Origin of the sequence: Burkholderia sp. AU33545 (genome assembly GCF_020419685.1) — a bacterium.
Taxonomy (GTDB): Bacteria; Pseudomonadota; Gammaproteobacteria; order Burkholderiales; family Burkholderiaceae; genus Burkholderia; species Burkholderia diffusa.
Map to the genome: position 1 here is coordinate 80,578 of NZ_JAIZRQ010000011.1, position 20,195 is coordinate 100,772.

Annotated in this window: 17 protein-coding genes and 2 pseudogenes; 8 read left to right on the forward strand and 11 right to left on the reverse strand. The window is 60.0% G+C overall.

All coding sequences use genetic code 11. The annotated features are described in order from the left end of the window. Positions 1-136: 136 nt before the first annotated feature. From LGM71_RS33480 to LGM71_RS30595, 7 genes and pseudogenes are all read right to left on the reverse strand, one after another. Positions 137-229, reverse strand: a pseudogene (locus LGM71_RS33480) (RHS repeat-associated core domain-containing protein); the annotation flags it as partial. Further along, positions 228-677 (reverse strand): SMI1/KNR4 family protein, encoded by a 450-nt coding sequence (locus LGM71_RS30570; RefSeq protein WP_226118221.1) that lies wholly within the window; start codon positions 675-677, stop codon positions 228-230. The pseudogene LGM71_RS33480 and the gene LGM71_RS30570, both read right to left, overlap by 2 nt. Beyond that, positions 668-1,000 (reverse strand): HNH/ENDO VII family nuclease, encoded by a 333-nt coding sequence (locus LGM71_RS30575; RefSeq protein WP_226118222.1) that lies wholly within the window; start codon positions 998-1,000, stop codon positions 668-670. Before LGM71_RS30575 ends, LGM71_RS30570 begins: the two co-directional genes overlap by 10 nt. A 126-nt stretch (positions 1,001-1,126) precedes the next feature. Continuing rightward, positions 1,127-1,228: pseudogene (locus LGM71_RS30580) on the reverse strand (RHS repeat-associated core domain-containing protein); the annotation flags it as partial. Positions 1,229-1,250: 22 nt separating this feature from the next. Continuing rightward, a complete protein-coding gene (locus tag LGM71_RS30585) occupies positions 1,251-1,754 on the reverse strand; it encodes a DUF4265 domain-containing protein (protein ID WP_124627982.1) in 504 nt (167 codons plus the stop codon). A 7-nt stretch (positions 1,755-1,761) separates the two neighbouring features. Then, positions 1,762-6,306 (reverse strand): RHS repeat-associated core domain-containing protein, encoded by a 4,545-nt coding sequence (locus LGM71_RS30590; RefSeq protein WP_226118223.1) that lies wholly within the window; start codon positions 6,304-6,306, stop codon positions 1,762-1,764. 51 nt (positions 6,307-6,357) lie between these two features. Then, on the reverse strand, positions 6,358-9,537 hold the full coding sequence (locus LGM71_RS30595; RefSeq protein ID WP_226118225.1) for a type VI secretion system Vgr family protein: 3,180 nt from the start codon (positions 9,535-9,537) through the stop codon (positions 6,358-6,360). A 357-nt stretch (positions 9,538-9,894) separates the two neighbouring features. On the opposite strand from LGM71_RS30595, the gene LGM71_RS30600 reads away from it, so the two are divergent. After that, a complete protein-coding gene (locus LGM71_RS30600; protein ID WP_059599833.1) occupies positions 9,895-10,695 on the forward strand; it encodes a cystine ABC transporter substrate-binding protein in 801 nt (266 codons plus the stop codon). A gap of 82 nt (positions 10,696-10,777) precedes the next feature. Here LGM71_RS30600 and LGM71_RS30605 read toward each other — a convergent pair whose 3' ends face one another. The 4 genes from LGM71_RS30605 to LGM71_RS30620 form a co-directional block, all read right to left on the reverse strand. Next, the gene (locus tag LGM71_RS30605) at positions 10,778-10,981 is read right to left on the reverse strand and encodes a hypothetical protein (protein WP_059599832.1); all 204 of its coding nucleotides are present in this window, start codon (positions 10,979-10,981) and stop codon (positions 10,778-10,780) included. An 804-nt stretch (positions 10,982-11,785) separates the two neighbouring features. After that, positions 11,786-12,118, reverse strand: a complete 333-nt coding sequence (locus LGM71_RS30610; RefSeq protein ID WP_226118233.1) for a hypothetical protein — start codon at positions 12,116-12,118, stop codon at positions 11,786-11,788. A gap of 669 nt (positions 12,119-12,787) precedes the next feature. Continuing rightward, positions 12,788-12,997, reverse strand: a complete 210-nt coding sequence (locus tag LGM71_RS30615; RefSeq protein WP_143136350.1) for a dioxygenase — start codon at positions 12,995-12,997, stop codon at positions 12,788-12,790. 406 nt (positions 12,998-13,403) lie between these two features. Further along, on the reverse strand, positions 13,404-13,952 hold the full coding sequence (locus tag LGM71_RS30620; RefSeq protein WP_226118235.1) for a hypothetical protein: 549 nt from the start codon (positions 13,950-13,952) through the stop codon (positions 13,404-13,406). 176 nt (positions 13,953-14,128) lie between these two features. Between LGM71_RS30620 and LGM71_RS30625 the strand changes: the two genes are divergently transcribed. The 7 genes from LGM71_RS30625 (at position 14,129) to LGM71_RS30655 (ending at position 20,144) form a co-directional block, all read left to right on the forward strand. Then, on the forward strand, positions 14,129-14,446 hold the full coding sequence (locus tag LGM71_RS30625) for a hypothetical protein (protein WP_023476208.1): 318 nt from the start codon (positions 14,129-14,131) through the stop codon (positions 14,444-14,446). Between the two features lie 345 nt (positions 14,447-14,791). Next, positions 14,792-15,025, forward strand: a complete 234-nt coding sequence (locus LGM71_RS30630) for a major capsid protein (protein WP_059508892.1) — start codon at positions 14,792-14,794, stop codon at positions 15,023-15,025. A 152-nt stretch (positions 15,026-15,177) separates the two neighbouring features. Further along, positions 15,178-16,731 carry a hypothetical protein gene (locus LGM71_RS30635; protein WP_226118237.1) on the forward strand — a complete coding sequence of 518 codons (1,554 nt, stop codon included), beginning with the start codon at positions 15,178-15,180 and terminating at the stop codon, positions 16,729-16,731. 9 nt (positions 16,732-16,740) lie between these two features. Further along, positions 16,741-17,034 carry a DUF2523 family protein gene (locus LGM71_RS30640; RefSeq protein WP_059508890.1) on the forward strand — a complete coding sequence of 98 codons (294 nt, stop codon included), beginning with the start codon at positions 16,741-16,743 and terminating at the stop codon, positions 17,032-17,034. 4 nt (positions 17,035-17,038) lie between these two features. Further along, entirely contained in the window at positions 17,039-18,145 is a 1,107-nt protein-coding gene (locus LGM71_RS30645; protein WP_226118238.1) for a zonular occludens toxin domain-containing protein, read from the forward strand. 167 nt (positions 18,146-18,312) lie between these two features. Continuing rightward, positions 18,313-19,494 (forward strand): type II secretion system protein GspD, encoded by a 1,182-nt coding sequence (locus LGM71_RS30650; protein ID WP_226118240.1) that lies wholly within the window; start codon positions 18,313-18,315, stop codon positions 19,492-19,494. Between the two features lie 293 nt (positions 19,495-19,787). Then, positions 19,788-20,144 carry a hypothetical protein gene (locus tag LGM71_RS30655; RefSeq protein ID WP_226118242.1) on the forward strand — a complete coding sequence of 119 codons (357 nt, stop codon included), beginning with the start codon at positions 19,788-19,790 and terminating at the stop codon, positions 20,142-20,144. The last annotated feature ends 51 nt before the right edge of the window (positions 20,145-20,195 follow it).

Sequence of the window (20,195 nt, forward strand, 5' to 3'; positions counted from 1 at the left end):
GACCTATCCGTGATTTCGTGGGCGGGGCATATCATGAGGTGTAAAAGTCATGGATATGCCAATGAAGAAGAAACGGCAAACCGTAGCGCGTCAGGCAGCGGCCCAAGGAGCTGCTGGACCAGTTGGTCAAGGGACCGATGACGCCGGCCAGCCCGATCGGGTCTTTACTGATGAAGCGCCCGGTTTGGGGATCGTAATACCGATGCCGGTTATAGTTCAGACCCGTTTCAGTTTGATAAATACCTCACCAAGTAATCGGTCAAACTATCTGCCGCCACAGGACCTTGTTGCTGTCCGCCGACCGGACTCACCAACACGACAGGTGATTCGTTATCGACGCTCTTCTGCTCTGTGTCGATGCAAAGGAATGCGTCGCCATCTTGAAAATCGATAGCAACGTAGCGCTCCGGCAATGCGTAGTTCTCGCGAGCGTGCTTCGTGAACGCGACAACGTCACCGGCGGTTCCCACTTCACTTGAAGTAAGCCCCGCGAACGAGCGACCGTCAATTTCAAGGGCGCCGTACTCGGTCAAAAAAGCCGTATATGAAGGTGGAAATTCGACGCCGAGCATCTGTTCGGCACTACGGACCTTATCTGGCGAAACGGGTCCTGCGACAATAGTTTCCGACCCAGCAGCAATGTTTTGCTCGATGAGCTCGCGGAGATCTATTGACACCCGAAATTCTCCCCTCTCTGTTTCGAGTAATTTCGACGAAACCGGTCATATCCGCGTGCGGCTGCTGGATCATTTCGGAAGCTGGCTCCATCGTCAATCAACCCGTGAAGTTGCTTGTAATACCTTTGATGCGTCGCGGCGGACAGCTCCACGATAGGTCCCGGTTCGTCACCAAGCACATGATGCAGATTTACCTGATTGCCATCGGGCCCGAAAGGCGCATAGCCCGCTTTCATCAAGTCCACATTCGTCGCACCGTTGTTGATCATACCCTTCAGCTTATCGAAGCTAGGCGAATTGAGTGCCTTCTGATTGATGCTCATTTGAATGATGGGAGTGGTCGCGTCAATCAAGGAGTCGTCTTGATTGACCTTGCGGCCAAGAACGCTATTAGGGCAACGCGCCAAGCCGAGGGGATCAACCCATCCAGTTGGATTGGGCGCGTACTAATAAACGTTGATACCGCCCGCGAGCCCGATCGGGTCTTTCGAGAGGAAGCGCCCGGTGCTGGGATCGGAATACCGATGCCAGTTATTGTGTAAGCCCGTATCTCACGCAACGGAATTGCCCGTGCTAATTGAGCCGCAATGGTACCGTCGCTAGTGACGCACACTCTTCCGTTCGCATGCTGTCTATTCCCGCGTGCTGTAGGCATGCATCCTCATAGGCAACGTGCTCGCCATCGCATTGTGAAGCCAAGAAGGCGTCGATTCTCTGAAATTCGACATCAGCAGCAATGTCAACTGCAAAGAGCGATAACCCGTCGGTTACTGAGCATTGTGCTCCAAGTTGCGTGAGGTTTTGGACAATTGCCTTTCTGGTTACATCATCCTCCGCAAATACCCGGAGGGTCGAGTGCCCCCCCCGAGCAACTACTCCAGCGGCAACAAGTTCGCCGTCAATCTCCTCGGTCACGACCGTATCACCTTTGCTCACCCCACATATGTAGTAAGGCACGTTGTCGATCACGTAGGAATTCTCGCCAAGAGCCCCCCCCCACAGTGATTCGAAGCCAACGGGCGGATATCCGTCAGCGTCAGTCTTCAGACGAAACACGATTTTTGCGAAGCCTGGCATGATGATCCTATTCGTTTCCGCAGGGGTTGCGCCCCAAACGGTTGAGTTGCTTGAAATTTTCCTTCAGCTTATTCGAGAAGCCACGATTGCACTTACGGCAGAGCAGTTGGGTGTTTTTTTCGTTGTTCGCCCCACCCAGCGAGTCGGGTTCGACGTGGTCGAACTGACGTTCGTTCGCCGGAGGTGTGACACCGCGTTGACTCTTTTGGCCAGGAATCACGTCGGTGCCACAGCACTCGCACTTTTCCGTTCCAAAGAAGTCTTTATTCTCCTGAGCAACCTTCTGTTTGACAGACGCCGGGATGCGCGCTAGCCCAAGCGGATCGATCCATCCGGTTGGCGCGGGTACGTATTGATAGACGTTGATGCCACCGGCGAGCCTGATCGGGTCTTTCGAGATGAACCGTCCACTGCTCGGATCGTAATATCGATGCCGGTTATAGTACAACCCCGTTTCCGCATCAACCTGTTGCCCCTGAAACCGCAACGGATTCTTAGGCACGATCCCCGCCGCCTTCGACGCCCGCGCGATCACTTCCCGCGCTTCGCCCCAAGCCATGTACGACGCTTCCCACACAACATCACCGTCGCCATCCGTCATCAATTGAGGCGTCCCGATCTGATCGCAGTGGTAATAGAACAGGGCAGCATCACCACGCCGCTCCGGCACCTGCTGCAGCGGGTCCTCCTCCGGCACATAGCGGTCGGTACTCTTCCACTCCGGCGTCACGATCCCATCGACCGGTTCCGCCACATACTGGGCCAGCGGCACGAACGTCCCCGGCTCGTAGAGATAGTGCGTGGCGCGCTCGCCGTCACTCTCGTACGCCAGCGTGTCACCATCCCACCCGAACACCGTCCGCTCGCCGTTCAACTCCTTCGCAATACGCCGACCGAACGCATCATAGAAATACCGCGCGCGACTCTGCCGCGACGTCTCGGCAACCCGCGCGGATAGCAATCGATTGAATTCATCCCACTCGTATTCCTGCTCACCCGCAGGCGTGCGCTTGCGCACGAGATTCCCGCGCGCGTCGTACTCGAAGTGCATCCCCGCATACGTCTTCAGCAAGTTACCGAGCACCTTCGGCACCTCAACCGGCAACGTGCTGTCCGGCCGCGCCGGACTCGGACGCGGCGCGGGCGTCTCCGTAGTCCGCGCCGGATCGATGATGTTGCTCGCCGGATCGAACGCAAACCGTTCCTTCGCGATGGGACTGATCGCCTCGATCAGCCGTCCGACAGGATCGTATCGATAGTCGGTCCCGCCCTTGCGGCTGTCCTCGATTCGCGACAACTGCCCCGCCGCGTCATAGCGATACCGCCGCTCGGCGAGCGGCGCAGGTGACGTCGATCGCTGGATCGACTGCTGCAACACGCGTCCCGCCGGATCGTAGTGCGTGCGCTGCCCGACCTTGCTCGACAGCACGCGCACCGTCTCGCGATGAAGATCATCGCGCTCGAACTGCACGCGGTCCTCGCCGTCGAGCAGCATCCCGTGCACATGCCCCGAGCCATACAGCAACCAGTCGACGACATGCCCGTCCGGCCGAACGGTACGCCACCGGTTGCCGAGTTCATCGTATTCGTGATGCCATACGTAGCTGCGCCGGTCACCGAACAGATCGTAGGCGTGATGTTCACGCACGAGATTGCCAACCGGATCGAAGAAGAACTGCACGCGGCTGTATCGGTTCACCGCGTCGATCAACCTGCCGCTCGGATCGTAGGCAAACCGTTCCTCGCTTTCCCCGGCGACACGCTTCAGCAGACGGCCATTTGCATCGATTTCGACCGAAGTCAGGCAGCCCGCTTCATCGATCGAAACAAGACTGCCGCTGTCCGGATCGTACTGGTAACGCGTCGACTTGCCGTCGAAGCCGATTTCCTCGATCAGCCGACCTGCCGGATCGTAGTGGAACTGATACGTCGCAAAGTTCGCATCGGTCAGCGCGGACAAGCGGCCGAGACGGTCATAACGATACGCAACCGTCTGCCCGAGCACATCGGCGCGACTCGCAATGCGACCGACCGCATCGTAGGCATATCGCGTCGACCGATTGAGCTGATCCGTATGAGCGAGCAATCGCCCTTCGGCATCGTGTTGCACATGTTCGACACCGGCTGGCGAACGAATCGCCGTCAACCGGCCGTTCGGGCCATATGCATAAGCAACGACGCCACCGGACGCGTCCTTTTTCTCGATCACACGCCCTATATCGTCGTAGCGCCACGCCGTCTTCTTTCCGGAGCAGTCCGTGTAGCTGGTCAATTGCCCGGCGGAGTTGTATTCGAGTGCCTTCGATCCGCCTTTGGCATCGGTGATCTGTGTCGGCAGTCCCTTGTCGTTATAGCTGTACTTCGTAGCGTGCTCGAGCGGATCGATTTCCTCGACGAGATTGCCAACATCGTCGTACTTGCGCTGCCAGACATGCCCATTCGGATCGACGAGCCGGATCATCTGATCCTTGTCGTCATATGCCATTTCGACAATGCTGCCGTCAGCGCGCTCGTGCCACGTCCGGTTACCGCGCGCGTCGTAACGCATCTGCTCGATGCTGCCGTCCTGCAGAATATGCAACGTCAGATTGTTGTGCTCGTCGCGCCGGAACCACTCTTCGTTTCCATCCGGATAGGCGATCCGATAAACGTAGCCCTTGATGTTGAAGTAATAACGCGTCGTCTGACCGAGCGCATCGGTTACGTAGGTCAATCGAATGTTCGGGTGCCACGCAAGACGGATATCGAGACTGCCATCGTCCGCGTACTCACGCACGCATTTCGCATTCGCGTTGTCGTCAGCGTCCGCGCCGTCCCATTCAAGCGACATCCCGCGGCCGGTGCGATCGGTATAACGCGTCACGAGATGTCGGTCGTACTGGTAGTTCCACGCGTTGCCGTGCCGATCGGTTGCACGGATGAGATCGGCCGCTTCGTCATAGGCGTAACTTGCGAGCGTGCGGCGCTTGCCATCCTCGATCACCTGCTCGATCAGGACGATCCGACCTTGCTTGTCGTGCTCGAACGAGAGCACGTTGCCATTCGCGTCAATCAGGCGCGCCACGCGGTCGCGCGCATCGTAGTCGAGCGTGATCGTGTTGCCCGCGCGATCTTTCTGCATCGCGAGCCGGAACGCGTCGCCACGCCGCTCGTATACGTGCAACTCGTCATGACCGTACGCGATCGTCACCCACGTATCGTCTAGTCGCGACAGCGTCAGGTTTTCCGACAGATCGTCATACACGCTTCCAGCTGCCAGCGCGCGATATTCAATGCTGCGTCCGCTGGCATCACGGTAGAACCATGTATCGCCTTCGACATCGATGCGCGTCGTGTACGGCGTAATCCATCGCGCGCCAAGTTCTCCAGTGTCATATGCAGACAGGCGTGACCGATAAGTACGCGCCCAGACAAGCGGCAATGCGCCGGGCAGTTCAAAGTCCGTATGCGTGAACGTCTCATCGCCGAAAGCAAAATCGATCGATCCGGTCGACGCGCCAATCCCGCAACTTTTGCAGGGGCTCTGGCCAGCACCTTCCGGATGCACATGCTGTTCGGTCGCACCCACCGGCTCCTGCGGGCGGTCATGCTGTGCCCGTCCCTTGCCGCCGGGTGGCACGTCAGCGCTCTTTTCACGAAGCTTGCCGCCCGCACGCACCCTCGCCACGGCCTCGATCACTTGCGCGATCAGCCAAAGCATCTTGCCTTCTTCGCTGCCATTCAGATCGCGGATTGCCTTCGCGACTTTCGGTGCTTCGGTCTTCAGGAACGCGACGATATCGCGAAACGGTTGAAGCCACGAATCCGGCGCAAGCCTCGCAGCGGTCCCGACCGTCGCGTTCCCGGCTTCCTTCCCTAACGCGATCGAACCTTCGTAACCGTACTCGAACGCATCGACCACGATCATCGGGTTGTACCAGGATCGCTCGTCCATCTTCCGCGCGATCTGCTGCGTACGTCGTACGTTCGCACTGCTGTCGAAAATTTGCCCTTTGAGGGCAAGCTCCAATCCGCTGGCAATACCGACCATCAACTCCTGCGCCTTGGCCGCGCAGTCATTCAGCAAGTCGACCAGAACCTCCTGCAACGTCTTCAGGAAGTTCTCGATTTCCGTCGCGGCCGCGGCGTTGACGTGCGTAATGAGCACGTTGATGATCGCGGCCCCGAGATTGCCGCGCGACACCAGCAACTGATTGCGCACGAGCGCCAACAACGGTCGCGCCGACAGGCGAAACGATGCCAGCGGCGGCGGCACCGGAATGACCCCGATCAGGTTGATCGCGAGTCCAAGGTAATCGAGCAGATCGGCGTGACGCTTCTCGACGATCATCACGATGTCGCAAACTGCATCGTAGAACGCCATCAGGTTGCCGATGATCGGCACCGCACTGGCGACGGTTTTGAGGTCCTCGAACGAAATGTGATTGCCGCTGATCTTGAGCAACCACTTATTGAAACGGTCGCCCCCCGCCGCCACGTCTTTCGGCGAAATATCGCTGAGCCAGGAAACAGCCTGTTCCTTCTCAGCGCCCGGTGGAAGTTGTTGTGCCATGTCGTTCTTCGTTCAATTCGTTTTTTTCAAGACGGCTGACATGCCGCCCTCTCAGGATTTCAGCGGTCCACCAAACCCGCTCGTCGGCAGCTTCATGCCCGTCGCGCCTGCGGCCGACGCCACGGTCGTGGCGCCCTTGCCCGCGATACTCGCGACGCCCGGCAATGCGCCTTGCAACGCCCCGGACGCCGCATTCGCCGCCGGCGCGGCCAGCGCGGCAAGGCCGCCCTGACGTGCGGCCTGCACCATCCCGGCCACCTGCTTCGCCGCACCGCTCAGGCTCGAGGCCGTCTGCAACGCCGACGCAGCTCCGGCCCCACCCAACGCGGTCGCCGCAGCCGGCAATGCAGAACTGGCGAGGCCGCCAAGAGCAGCACCCGCGCCACCGCCGCTCACCAGCCCCATTGCTGCTGTCGTCGCGGCCGGCGCCATCCCCTGCAGCTGGCTCGCGAGCTGCCCGCTAGCTGCCGCCTGCGCGGCCTCCGGCGACGGTTGCACGGGCTCCGCCGGCCACTTCACCTGCTTGAAATAGTTCGCTGGCTGATCCGACTCGCGCGGGTCCTTGCCGAACTCGACGCGCACCGCCCCCGGCGGCAAACCGCTCACAACCGTATAGCCGCTGTTGTCGAGTGCGCCTTTCTTCAGCACGGCGCCGTTCACGTCTCTCACCGTGAACAGCCCGCCTTTGACCGCCTCGCCGTTCACGTACTTGTGGAACAGTTCGAGCTGCCCCGGCTGATCCGGCCTCGGGCTCGGCAACGGATAACCCATGCTCGCCGGCCCCGCGAACGTATGAGATGCCCCCTTCACATCAACCGCACCCGGCGTATGAATCTCGATGTTGCCGTCCTTGATGCGGATATACCCGCCGCCGCTCGTCAGCAGAATCCCCTGATCGGCGGCGATCTCGATCCGATCAGTTGCGGACACAACCTTCACCGCCTTCTGCGCAGTCACCTCGACGTTGTCCGACTGCGCCTGGATCTCGACCTTGCCGTTGCCGGCGAATAGCTTCATCCCCGCGTTCTGCACGAACAGGCTCAGCTTCTGCCCGATGCTGCCGATCAGCGACTTGCCCGCCGCGACATGCACGCTCTGCCCGCTCGCGACGTTCACGTGATCGTTCGCGACCAGGTGCAGCGACTGCTGCGTCGACATCGCGATTCCCGACGGGCTGCCGAACAGCATCACCGGCTCCTTGAACGCGTTCGCGTTGCCCGTGCCGCCGCCCGCCGTGCGCCCGCCTGACGCGCTGCCCGATGCGCTGTCCTGCGTTGCGTCCGTGAACGCGCGCATCGTGTCGTGTGCTTCCTTGAGACTTTCCGCCTGATGCTGCTCGCTCACGCCCGACATCGCTTCGACGAGGCTCTCGCCCGTCACGAGCTGCTGCTGCGCTTCCTTTACGTCCAGCGGCTGGCTGTTCGATGCCTTCGGATGGGTGGTGACGTACAGCCCTTGGCTCGCCCGCACCGCGCCGTATGCGTCCGAGCGCAGATCGAAGCCGCTGCCCAGGTACGATCCGCGCGAATTGCCGTTCTGGTCGATGATGTAGCCCAGATGCAGCAGGCTGTTCGCGCTGCTGCTCATCAGCTGCACGCGGTTCTGCCCCGTCGCGTCGTCCATCACGAGCTGGTTGTAGCCGCTGCCCGAATACTCTTTCGACCGGTAGCCGGACAGAATCCCGTCGCTATGCCACTGCGGCTGGTTCGCGCCGTTGTACACGCGGCCGACCGCGAGCGGCCGGTCGCAGTCACCGCCGACGTAGTCGATCAGCACTTCCTCGCCGATGCGCGGCACATGCACGCCGCCATAGCCGCCACCGGTATCCGACTGCACGACGCGCACCCAGCACGACGCGTTCTCGTTGCCCGGATTGAGGCGATCCCACACGAACTGCACGCGGATCCGGTTCAGCTCGTCCGTATAGACTTCCTCGCCCTGCGGCCCGACGACGATCGCCGTCTCGAGATGCATCTTCGGCTTCTCGTGTTCGAACGGGCTGCGATACGGCACGCTCACGCGCTGCGCTTCGACCTCGACGAGATAGAAGCCGACCGAACCATCGTTATGCGGCACGCGAAACGCCGGATCGGCACCGTAACCTTCCTGCGCTTGCATCAGCGCGTCGCGCAAGCTGTACGGAAAGTCCGCGCTGCTGCTCGCCACGGGCAGATTGTTCTCGATCCACCATTCGACGCCGATCGCCGCGAATTCGCGCTGGTCGGCCGGATCGCGATCATGTTCGGGATGGTCCGACAGCGTGAAGCGCCGGCCCGCATCGATTGCGCGCACGCCACCCGCGCCATGGAAGCGCTTTGCCAGCGACTCCCATTCCTCCATCCGCACCTTCGTCAGATGGTCACCGCGCGTCTGGTCCAGATACGTGTAGGCACCGGTGTACTCGTACACTTCGAGCTGGTCGGGCAATTCACCTTGGCCACTCATCGTCGGCAGCGACGTGCCCTTCGGGTTCGACGGCTGCGACGGATTCTTGTAGTCGAACGTGCGTGTCGTTCGGGTCACGCTCTGCAGCGTGCGCGAGCCCGACCATTGCGTGAACGCGTCGGCTTCGCTCGCCGCGCCGCCGCGGTAGAAGCGCACGGATTCCGGCGACAGCGGCGCGAACGCCTGCAGGTTGTCGGTGATGACGAGCGTATGCGTCTTGCCGTCGTCGGCCTGCTGCCATGTGCTGTAGAGGCCTTCGCTTTCCATGAGCCGATGCACGAAATGCCAGTCGGTGTCGTGCTGGCGCGTGTACGACCGGTTCGGCAACGGTTTCGACAGCGCGAACCGGAAATACCCCTGCGCCTGCGGATGCTTGTTCAGCACATCGCTGATGATCTGATCGACGGTCGTATCGTTCCAGAGCCGCTGGTCGCGACGGAACTTCAGGAAATGCGTGAAATCGGCGAACGTAAGCTGATAGGTCGTGAGCCCGCCGTCGGCGCCAAGGCGGCGCGCGGTGTGGACGTATCCGTTGATCGGCCGGTAGCTGCGACCCCCCTGCTGGATCCACAACGTGACGGGCTGCGCGATCAGCTTTTTAAGCTCCAGATCACTATCAGTCGACAGCACGTCGAGCGTGAACTCGTACGCGCGCCCGATGCGGGAACGGCCGACCGCCCGCTGCACGGTCAGCACATTCGGGCCCAGCGGCGTATCGAGCTTCAGCAGCCGGTCCTGCTGAAGCAACCCGCCGCGCAATGCGGCAACAGTGTTCTGCATGTTCATGGCAACGGCCTTTTCTTCTTTTGACGCGCCCTCGGATGGCGCGCTATGCGATTTCGCTCGCGCGATTTTACAGACAAATTACTGCGAGACTCCGAAAAATGAACTGATTTAAAAGAGTTTTTCAAGCGTATTCCGAGCGGCCCGGTCGAACCGTTCGAACGCTTGTTCGACACGTACGCGCCATGACGTCACGCCGAACTGCTCGCCCATCGCCCGCTGAAATCGATGCAATCAGGGCCAATTCGACTTCCGGCGCGGCCCGGTTGCGAGTAGTGTCTACGTGCCCGTATTCCGGCCCAGTCCGGGCACGACCGATGCCCGGCGCTCGATTACCACACTGAACACTGGAGATCTGCGATGAAACGTTCGAAGTTCCTGCTGTCGGGCCTGCTGCTCGCGTCGGCCCTCGGTTTCACGGCCGTTGCCGCCCATGCGGAAGACCTGCTCGACTCGGTGAAGAAAGCCGGCGTGCTGCGCGTCGGCCTCGAAGGCACGTATCCGCCGTTCAACTCGCGCGGCACGTCGGGACAGCTCGAGGGCTTCGACGTCGATGTCGCCAATGCCGTTGCCGGCAAGCTCGGCGTGAAGACGCAATTCGTCCCGACCGAATGGAGCGGGATCATTGCGGGGCTGCAGGCCGGCAAGTTCGACGTGATCGTCAACCAGGTCACGATCACGCCGCAGCGCAAGGAAGCGCTCGACTTCAGCGAGCCGTACACGTACTCGGCAGCGCAGCTGATTCAGCGCAAGGACGACACGCGCAACTTCAAGTCGCTCGAGGATTTCAAGGGCAAGAAGCTCGGCGTGACGCTCGGCACCAACTACGACCAGATGGCACGCAGCGTGCCGGGCATCGAGGTGCAGACGTATCCCGGCGCGCCGGAAAAGCTGCGTGACCTCGCCGCGGGCCGGATCGAGGCGACGCTCGACGACCGCCTGATGCTGCCGTACATGATCAAGACGTCGAACCTGCCGCTGCGCTCGGGCGCGGTGCTGAACGGCGGCAAGCAGGAGATGGCGATCCCGTTCCGCAAGGGCAATCCGAAGTTCGAGAAGGCGATCAACGATGCGCTGGAGTCGCTGCGCAAGGACGGCTCGTTGAAGAAGATCTCGATGCACTGGTTCGGCAGCGACGTGACGGTGCCGGTCGCGCAGTAAGCGGTTCGCCGCGCTTGCGTTGCGTCACGTCCTTCGCTGCGGCGAAGGCGTGACGCGCAACTACATTACTTTTCCCTTCCCCTCAAGCCGCTTCGTCGAAGCGCGCAAGCAGCATCTGGCCGATCGGCGTCAGCGCCGGGCGCGCAGCCACCGCACTCACACGTACCTGCGTATCGTCGACCAGCCGCTTTTCGACGAGTACGGCGAACGCCGGATTCGACGGGTCGACACTGTCAGGTGCGCGGGCAATGCGCAGCAGCATCGAGAATTCGTGCGGACTCAGCATGGTCCTTGTCTCCTGATCGTCCGCGATCCGGTTCGAATCGGCGTCGATCGTCTCTTTTGATGAAATGGCCCGAAGGCATGTGAATGCGAAAAGGCGTGGCTGTTTGCGACGAGGGCACGTCGTCGCGAGGAGCCAGCCGCTCCCTGAGCGGTGCGATGTCATCGGATCCGCTGGATGCGTACGTCACGGCAGGGACGTGCAACGTTATTGGGCCATCGTGACGCGGCCATGACAGCAAAGCAGGAGCGCACATCTGGTCGACCGATACCGACGACCGCGCTCATGCCGACGGCAGATTGGTCGTTTGCAGGCATTGTCTGGATGACTGGCTGCGGCGCCAAGGCATCGCTTGGAGCGGCATTGCAACCGGGTGAATGCGCCTCTCCTGACAAGCGGTGGCGCGGGCCGGCCGGCAACGTACGGCACCGAGTCGAGAAATCCCGAATGCTTGCGTCCGCACATGCATGCGCTGACGCGGGCTTGCCATGCGCCCCGCGTCAGATTTGTCGGCTCGCGACGCTGAAACGACGAAGGGCCCGGAGAAAAAATCTCCCGGCCCTTCGTTCAATTTGGAGCAGTCGCAGGACTCGAACCCGCCACCTGATGCTTACAAAGCACTCGAACGATCAAGCAAACTCAATCACTTACGCAAATTTCGCGTTACCAAAGTACCGAATTCGACGGTGTTCTCAGCCATATCTGACGGGCATCGTGACATCGATTGAAAACGCGCCGATATACGTCAAGCAGGGACAGCTTGATATATCAGCGCGCGCTCCACTTCCATCGTGTAAAAAATTTCATTCACACTGCGGCCTGCTCAAAACCAATCACGATCAACCGAATCAACGCGAGGACGATCAAGATCGAAAGAACAAAGCACATCAGGGGCACGGCAAGGTTCGATCTCGGCCTCCCTTTCGCATCGAATTGGATGAAGTGAAGTAAAGATGGGGGGCGTTTGGCGCGAAATGGGAGGATGGCAAATGACGCGAGCGTGATCGCAAATGCAGCGTTCCTGATATTAGACGTCGATGCCGACTGGTGAATTTCACGGCGAAACGCCACGAAATAGAAAAACGTGACGATACCAACTATCAAAATCGCATCAATCGCATACCCGGCAGCTTTCTTCACGTCATACTCCTTACCGAACCCGTCGCATTCGCTTAAACGCAGTTGCTCCGTCGGTCAACGCCCCAGACGTCGTGAAAAGTGTAGGCTGACTTGGATACCGATTCAGATCTCGTTTACGCGCATGGACGCGCGTAACGGCTGTCCCCGCGACGCAACTCCAACCGGCACGCTCGCGATTCGTCAAGGCGCTCCGGTAATCGGAATGCCTCGTTGCATGCGTTGCGCAGTTCCAGTTGATGACGAAGAAAGATTCGCAAAGACGGGATAGCAACCCGAGAACCACTAGACACTGTCCGACCGGCAGCGGTGATTGTTGCCTTGACTATGTGGTCTTGCGGAGTCGCAGCTTGTGAACATACTCGTGCGCCCGCGGATGATGAAGACGAACGTCCGCACCGAATGCTCGGCCCCGCCACTGGCTCGATTTCCGGACTGTCACGCAAAAGCTGAATTGGAAACGCGAAGGGGCTACGCAAACATCGCGTAACCCCTTGTCAGATATGGTGCCGGCTGCAGGACTCGAACCCGCCACCTGATGATTACAAAGCTCCAACAAATATAAAATAAATCAGTCACTTAGCTCATTTCTCGATCTACAAAGAAGCTGCAACAACCCCCTGCGAAAGCGCGTCCTGGCTCGATCTAATTTTGGATTGTAGAACGCAGGGCCTAGTCCTCCCCCTTGGCCCATTTCCTGCACGCCTCAGCGTGACCGGCAAACTCATCTCCCCGCTCTGCCAAGGCGAGCGCCCATGCAGCCACTTCGTCCCGTGATGGGATCATGCTCGACGGGCACTCATACAAGAAGAACGCGAGCATCGCATCCACCGTCTTCGAATCGCCGTCAGAAATAAAGCTCGGGAGAGGGGCTGTACTCATGATGTAGTTCCTGCTTGTGGGTCAGGCATTACTACCGCACTGGCGCGCATGCAGCAAGTGCGGCTCGACGCTTGGGGTTATTTGGTCGCGCGTCGCCTCTGATCGCCACCGTCAACGCCGCTGTTCTGTGAGGTTATTTGGTCGCGCCCCCGGGTAAAGCACTTTGACTGTCGCCAATCGATGCGAGGTCTGGGGTTATTTGGTCGCCCAGGCACATGCCCCTGGCAGCGCTCACCGGCCTGTCACACGCGAGGTTATTTGGTCGCACGCCAGGCAGCGGGGTTAGATGCCCCGCCAATAGGTCATTGTTGAGGTTATTTGGTCGCGCGGCAGCCGAAGCCCCCTGGTTTGGCGTAGCGTCGGACCCGGTGAGGTTATTTGGTCGCGCTTCGGGCGACGCATCGGTTCAGATGTCGATGTCGGGCGGCATCGGATTGAATGCTTCCATCGAGGCAGCCTGCAACATCGCTTCAGCACGAATCTGCTCGGCATAGTCGAGCAGTGGCTGCAACATGTCCAACGCATAGCCCGCGCCGTTGTGCTTTCGGTGGAACTCAGCAAGAGCAAGCGCATGCTGCACGATCGAATCGCTCTGCTCGAAAATCGGATCGATGGTGGGCCGTGTATCCTCGATTGCAACGAGCCGGATCTTTCGCTGAAGTACCGACGCCATCTCCGCAGATAGCAATCCCGCCCGCACTGCAACTCGAATCTTCTGCTCGATGGTGGGCAGCGGCCATGCCCTGTCGCCTCGGCGATATGCGTTCCACGTTCTGCCCGTGGGTTCGGTGATACCGAGTAGACGCTCGATCTCCTTTGCGCTGACCTTCCCCATCCGCACGATTACCGGCTCGCGCTGAGAGTCCTTTGCGGCTGCTTGCGTAAGGCAATGCGCCTCGACTGCGCAGACGAACTGTTGGGTCAATTCGGCCTGTGCGCCAAGTGCTTCGGCCACTTTTTTCGGTCGTCCCATAGGTATCAAAAAACCTCTATTGAGTATTTTGCGACCCATTATAAGCCGTCACTTCTGCAATATGTGCGCACTCGCACTGTTCTACAAACATTAACCAACAGGCAATTTTTGCGAGTGGAAACCAACTGAATTGTTGAACCAAAATCGGGAGAAACACGATGACTTCGAAGCAAAAGCTGACCATCTTGGCTATCAACGAGCGCAGCGGCACGTCTGCAAAAACCGGGCGTCCGTGGGTGATTCGCGAGGCGCAATCAATCCTCGAACAATCCTCGTCGGACGGAACCAACATCGTGGTCGGGGTTATCAACCTGCCCCAGAGCCTCGCAGACACCCAACCGGGTGATTACCTCGCCGAATTTGCGCTGGCCCAAGGGAACGGACAGGACGCCGGACGCCTTGTGCCGCGGATCGTGTCGCTGGTTCCGTACGGCCCGGCGCGAGCGCAGCCGAAGCCCGATGCGAAGTCGGCATAACGGTTATGCCGGCCGGCTCGATCCAGAGCATTCTCGTTTGCATCCCGCTGTCGCCAGGTGATCAGTCAAGCGAGATAGATCAACAGCTATGCCCATCCGCTGGCGGGCAAGCGTTCCGAGTTCAACAACAGCAAGCTTACGTGCTCTCGCCGGATAGTGCGGGGTACATAAACTCGATAGCGCAGCCGTTCGATTACACCGTAGCGGCTGGCTTTTGGGGGGTGGCGTTCACGACCATTGTTGGTTTGTGGTTGGTAAGCCACGGAGCAGGCGCAATCGTCAATTTTCTTCGGCGCGCCTGAATTCAATATCGCGGGTGAGACCGCTCTTTTAAGGAAAGCAAACATGAAAGCAAAGTTCCAACGGCTGTTGAAATTTACCGCGTGTTCTGCTGCGGCGTGCGCCGGTGCGGCACAAGCCCAAGCGGCCACGACCAGCCCCGACTTCTCGACCCTGACGAGCGGAATCGACTTCTCGACCGTCACGACCGGCGTGCTCGCGGTCGCGGCCACCCTGATCACGGTGTATATCGCCATCAAGGGCGCGAAGATCCTGATTGGCATGGTCCGAGGCGCATAAGTCTCAGGTTGCACGGCCACGTATCGCGGGGGCTGCGGCCCCCGTTTTCACTGAGGCGGTTTCATGGATACGAATAGTGCTTGGTATCTGGTCATGTTTGTGTTCGGAATGATCTGCGCATGGGCCGTAGTTGTAGGACTTAAGGAGTCTTGATGCGTGTCAGGGATGCGGTTCTATTCGTTACGCTGAGCTGCATGTTCGGCTCGCACGTTGTTCATGCGCAGGCACTACTTGCACCGGTCGAGAACCTTGTCATCAATCGAGCAGAGGCGGCCATCATCTCGCGCGTAGCGATTGCACGCGGGTTCGCGGCAAACGATCCGCGCATCGCGGCAACGCTGGCCGGCATGGGGCAGGTCTCGACGGCGCTTAATGTTGTGAGTACGGGGGCTGCTGTGGGTCTAGGGTTCGCGGGTGCACCGGTGTGGCTGACAATCGCGGCGGGGGTAGGCATCCTTGCCGCGGGATCGGCGTTGTATGCGGGCAGCGTGTCGCTGTCTCGCTCATTTGATGGTAAGACGATCACGGCCCAGCAGCCGCTCCCGCAAGGCGTGGGGACGGGGTACATGGGCACGCCTGCGCCCGCTCCCGGTGCGGGAAACATGGTGAATCCATGGACGTGGGCCGCGTCGATGGGCATTCCGGTGTATCACACGTCTTCGTGTATGCCCGGTAACCCATGTTCGGCGCTTCCGGCTGCACCGACGAGCGGGCAAAAGAACTTCGATTGGGTCGTCGGCGATATGGAGATGATCCCAAACACGCTCACCCAGGTTCAGCAATTCCAGCAGTATTTGGCCACGGACGGCGCCCAAAGCGGGATGTCTACACCGCCGAATGGTGCGGATCAGATTATTAGTGTGAATGTGTTCTGGCAGCCAAACGTAGACGGCACGCAACAAACCCTGACGCAAACGACGACGTACAACCATTGTGGTTCATGGGATAGCAACGGCAATTGCATTTACTCGATGCAGTCCAGTACACAACCGCTGACGAACTGGACGATCGGGCCGGGCGTGAAGCCGATCAGCGGCAACGACCTGTCTCAGATCTACCCGAATCTGTCGCCGTCTTCGGTTGCCCAGCCACTCGATGCCAATACGCTCGCGCGGCTCACGAATCAGACGTGGCAGCAGGCTGCGAATCAGCCTGGTTATCAAGGTTTGCCGTACTCGGTAACGCAGCCGCTTACGGCGAACGATGTCCAGCCTTGGGCGGAGGCTAATCCAACTGCCGTGCCGAACATCGGCGACCTGTTCCGCCCTGCGACTGATCCGGGTGTTTCGACCGTGACTATTAGCCCGACCGTGCAGCCAGCAGATGCATCTGCGCCCAATCCGGGGAGCAGTCCGAGCGTGGGTAACGGGACTAACGTCAATGTGGTCAACACACCGAACGTCAACGTGGTCAATAAGGTTTCCGTGGATCTTGGCGCTGATCCGGGCGCGCAATCGCCGACGCTGGAGTCCACACCGACCATTTCGATGATCCTTTCGCCGCTCTTGAACCTGCTGCCCGACCTGAAACAGTGGGCGGTGCCTGCGCACAATGCGGTCTGTCCAGAGCCGTCGTTTACGGTACTGGGACATTCGTTCACGCTGTCGGCGCAGTGCAATCTGGCGGAATCGAATCGCACGGCGATGTATACGGCGTTTGCCGCGATGTTCACGCTGGCTGCGCTGTTTATCGTGCTGCGCGCGTAAGGAGGCGGCATGTTTGCGATTCTGGTATCAGCGGCCAACGTCGCGCTCGGTTTCCTGCTGCGTTCGGTGATCGCGAAGTTCTTCCTGTATTTCGCGTTGTATTTCTTTGTGACCGAGGCGGTGTCGCTGTTGCAGTCGGCGAATGTGCTGCCGTCAGCAGCGTCGCTTGCGGGCGCGTTCGGCTCGATCGGCAACGACGTTTGGTATTTCCTTGACCTGTGCGCGTTCAGCTACGGCGCACCTCTGATTGTGTCGGCATATGTGACGCGATTCATCATCCGCCGTTTGCCGATCATCGGGTGACACGATGGCGATCAATGCGTATTGCGGCGTGATGGGCTCGGGCAAGTCGTATGAGGTCGTGCAGGGTCCGCTGCTCGATGCGATCGCCAGCGGGCGTCGGGTCGTGACCAACGTGGACGGCATCAACGAGGAGCGCATTCATGAGTTCCTGGTCAACAAGGGGCGCGGTGATGGCTCGCATTTTGGTGCAGTGGTGCACGTGCGCACCGATGACATCATCAAGCCAGCGTTTTTTCCGGTCGAGCAGGAGTCAGCGGAGGGGGCGACCGTCACGCCGGGTTTTGTGCAGCCTGGCGATCTGCTGGTGGTCGATGAGGCGTGGAAGCTGTGGGCGTCGGACAAGAAGATCTCCGAGGAGCACATGGCGTTCTTCCGCATGCACCGGCACTTCACGCATCCGGCTACCGGCGTTGCCTGTGACGTGGTGTTGATGGTGCAGGACATTGGCGACCTGCATCGCAAAGTAAAGCCGGTCGTGGAACTGTCGTTCCGCATGCACAAGCTCAAATCACTCGGGCTATCGTCCGGCTATCGCGTCGAGCAGTACGAGGGCTGGAAGCAGAACAGCAAGACGCGCCTCGGCACCTACGTGCGCAAGTACAGCAAGGAGATTTTCCCGCTGTACAAAAGCTATGCGGGCGTGGGTGGCAAGGAGGCAGTGGTCGACAAGCGACAGAACGTGCTGCGCAATAAGCGGTTGTGGCTAATCGTTGGCGTGATGCTGGTGATGCCGATTGTGTCGGTGCGGTTCCTGTGGTCGTTCTTCCATAGGGCCGCTCATGGCACGACGGCAGCAGCGCCCGTCTCGGCTTCGATAACCAGTGCTGCCGTATCGCATGCGCCGTCTGGTGTCTCTGGCGGCGGCTCAAAGCCGTCGTTTTCGGATCACTGGCGAATCGTCGGCGGCTATACCGCACCGGGGCGGTCGTGGGTCGTGCTGGCTGACGGTGCGGGACGCCTGCGGATGGAAAGCCCATCAATGTTCCAAAACACCGGCGTGGTGCGGGTCGGCACGGTCGATGGCGAGCAGGTCTCGACATTTTCCGGGACGAAGCCAACGGCTGGCGCGGGTGAAGCGGTGCCAAGCAGTCTTAGTGGAGTGACCAAATGAGGTGGGCTGCGGTTATTGCGCTGGTGTCGTGCGCGGCCGGGGCGGCTGAGTCGCATGCGCCCTCCTCGATGCCGAGTCTGCCACCGCTTCCGCCGTCGCTGTCTGTACCGTCGCCTGGCGGAGTGTCGTCGGATTCCTTGGCCGCGCCCCCGCTTGTACCGCTGAAGATGGGCAACGCAAAGTCGGCCGATCTTCGCTTCGTGAATGTCGCGCAGGTAATCGACCTGGTGTATGCGGACATGCTCCAGTCACAGTACGTGATTGCCCCTGAGGTGCTTGCCGACACGCGAACGGTATCGTTCCGGTTCGACCGAACCAAGGGCGACATTCGCGAGGTGTTGAGCGATTTCCTGGCGTCCCTCGGGTTCGGGGTCGTGACAAAGAACGGTGTCGATTACGTATTCAAGCGCAAAGATGACGAGCAGAAGGAGCAGGAGAAGCAGGTGTACGTGTATGTGCCGAAGTACCGGACTGCGGACTATCTTGCGCGGCTCGTACAACCGCTCTTTAACGGGCAGTTCACGATGAATCGGACGGTTGCAGCGAGTGCGGGTGCGCGCTCGCATTCGGACGCACCGCCTACATCAGCGGCGGCAATGGTAGATCAGTCGTCGGACACGATGGTGTTCCTCGGTTCGGCCAAGGAGATCGCGACGCTGAAGTCGGTGCTGCCGCAGGTGGACACGAAGACGGGCGAGGTAGCGATCCGGGCATGGGTGTACGAGGTCTCGACGGAGAACGATCGCACGAACGGCTTCCAGCTTGCGGCAAGCATTCTGGGCGGACGGTTCGGCATCTCGCTCGGTGCGGGCACGGTGGACCAGAATGCGAACGCGCTGCGGCTGCATACGGGGTTCCTTGACGCAGCGATCGCGGCACTCGACTCGGACAGCCGCTTTCACGTGGTCACATCGCCGAACCTGCGAGTCGCGTCGGGCAAGCATGGACGGCTGAACGTCGGTCAGTCGGTACCGGTGATCGGCTCGGTGTCGTATCCGACTTCGAGCGGTGCGCCGGTGCAATCAGTGACGTACGAGGATGCTGGGGTGATCTTCGACGTGGTGCCGACAGTAAAGGACAGCGTCATTGACACCGATGTCACGCTCGAGATTTCGGACTTTCAAAAGACCAGTACCGGCGTCAACAATTCGCCGACGAAGAACACACGTAAGTCCGAAACCAGCATGACGCTTCAGGACGGCGAGGTCGTGGTGATGGGCGGACTAAGCCAGGGCAAGGACTCGACCGTGAGCAGCGGCATTCGCTGGCTGCCGTCGTTCATGGACGGGCGCATCGTGTCGGCTTCGCGCTCCGACATTGTGCTGGTGTTGCAGGTCTCGCGTATCTAAGCACGCCCGAGATCTGACATGCACGTATCGGAGCGGTGATGGCCTGCGCCTGTGTCAAGGCTCGGCGTAGCCGACCGCGTAGCGGCGCGGCCTTTACACGGGCTACATCACCCGACGCTTCTGAATGGGTTGTGACGGCCAGGGGACGGCGCAACCCATGCAGAACAATGTGCGGCGTATAGCGGCAGACAGTGCTTCGTGCGGCCGCCTGCCCGCAGCGATAAGCGAGGACAGCCGGGCGCGCGAAGCGCGCCTAGATTTATATCAGGGACACTTAACGTAAGGAGGATTTGATGCGCGACGGAACACGGCCCTGCCTCGAATGCGGTCAAGAAGAGTTGTTTGTGAAGTTCGCGACGTTTGCCCACGCAAGTGGCTGCAAGACTGTCTTTGTGTTCTCGGCGGAAAGCAACATTGTTGAAGACCCGCGGGATTTTGAGTTCAGTGCGCGGCAGTTTTTCTACCATGCCAGTTTGCAAGAGCGCGCGTCCTTTGATCTTCACTTGGCCGGAGCATCCGATGGTGGTTGGTTCGAGTGGGTGGGTGTTAAGGATGAGTTCGATTCAACTGTCGTTGCTGAGGCTGTAGCCTGGCTGCTTGAGGTTCGAAAGTGTCACGTGACGCCAGTCGACTTGCCGCTGAGCGATTAAGGCAATAAAAAAGCCCCGACCGCTGCAACGGTGCGAGGCTCGTACAACAGC

Excerpts from the sequence above, each read along its gene's own strand:
- LGM71_RS30575 (WP_226118222.1), bottom strand. The coding sequence starts at position 1,000 with ATGAGCATCAATCAGAAGGCACTCAATTCGCCTAGCTTCGATAAGCTG.
- LGM71_RS30585 (WP_124627982.1), bottom strand. The coding sequence starts at position 1,754 with ATGCCAGGCTTCGCAAAAATCGTGTTTCGTCTGAAGACTGACGCTGAC.
- LGM71_RS30590 (WP_226118223.1), bottom strand. The coding sequence starts at position 6,306 with ATGGCACAACAACTTCCACCGGGCGCTGAGAAGGAACAGGCTGTTTCC.
- LGM71_RS30595 (WP_226118225.1), bottom strand. The coding sequence starts at position 9,537 with ATGAACATGCAGAACACTGTTGCCGCATTGCGCGGCGGGTTGCTTCAG.
- LGM71_RS30600 (WP_059599833.1), top strand. The coding sequence starts at position 9,895 with ATGAAACGTTCGAAGTTCCTGCTGTCGGGCCTGCTGCTCGCGTCGGCC.
- LGM71_RS30605 (WP_059599832.1), bottom strand. The coding sequence starts at position 10,981 with ATGCTGAGTCCGCACGAATTCTCGATGCTGCTGCGCATTGCCCGCGCA.
- LGM71_RS30615 (WP_143136350.1), bottom strand. The coding sequence starts at position 12,997 with ATGAGTACAGCCCCTCTCCCGAGCTTTATTTCTGACGGCGATTCGAAG.
- LGM71_RS30625 (WP_023476208.1), top strand. The coding sequence starts at position 14,129 with ATGACTTCGAAGCAAAAGCTGACCATCTTGGCTATCAACGAGCGCAGC.
- LGM71_RS30630 (WP_059508892.1), top strand. The coding sequence starts at position 14,792 with ATGAAAGCAAAGTTCCAACGGCTGTTGAAATTTACCGCGTGTTCTGCT.
- LGM71_RS30635 (WP_226118237.1), top strand. The coding sequence starts at position 15,178 with ATGCGTGTCAGGGATGCGGTTCTATTCGTTACGCTGAGCTGCATGTTC.
- LGM71_RS30640 (WP_059508890.1), top strand. The coding sequence starts at position 16,741 with ATGTTTGCGATTCTGGTATCAGCGGCCAACGTCGCGCTCGGTTTCCTG.
- LGM71_RS30645 (WP_226118238.1), top strand. The coding sequence starts at position 17,039 with ATGGCGATCAATGCGTATTGCGGCGTGATGGGCTCGGGCAAGTCGTAT.
- LGM71_RS30650 (WP_226118240.1), top strand. The coding sequence starts at position 18,313 with ATGGGCAACGCAAAGTCGGCCGATCTTCGCTTCGTGAATGTCGCGCAG.
- LGM71_RS30655 (WP_226118242.1), top strand. The coding sequence starts at position 19,788 with ATGCGCGACGGAACACGGCCCTGCCTCGAATGCGGTCAAGAAGAGTTG.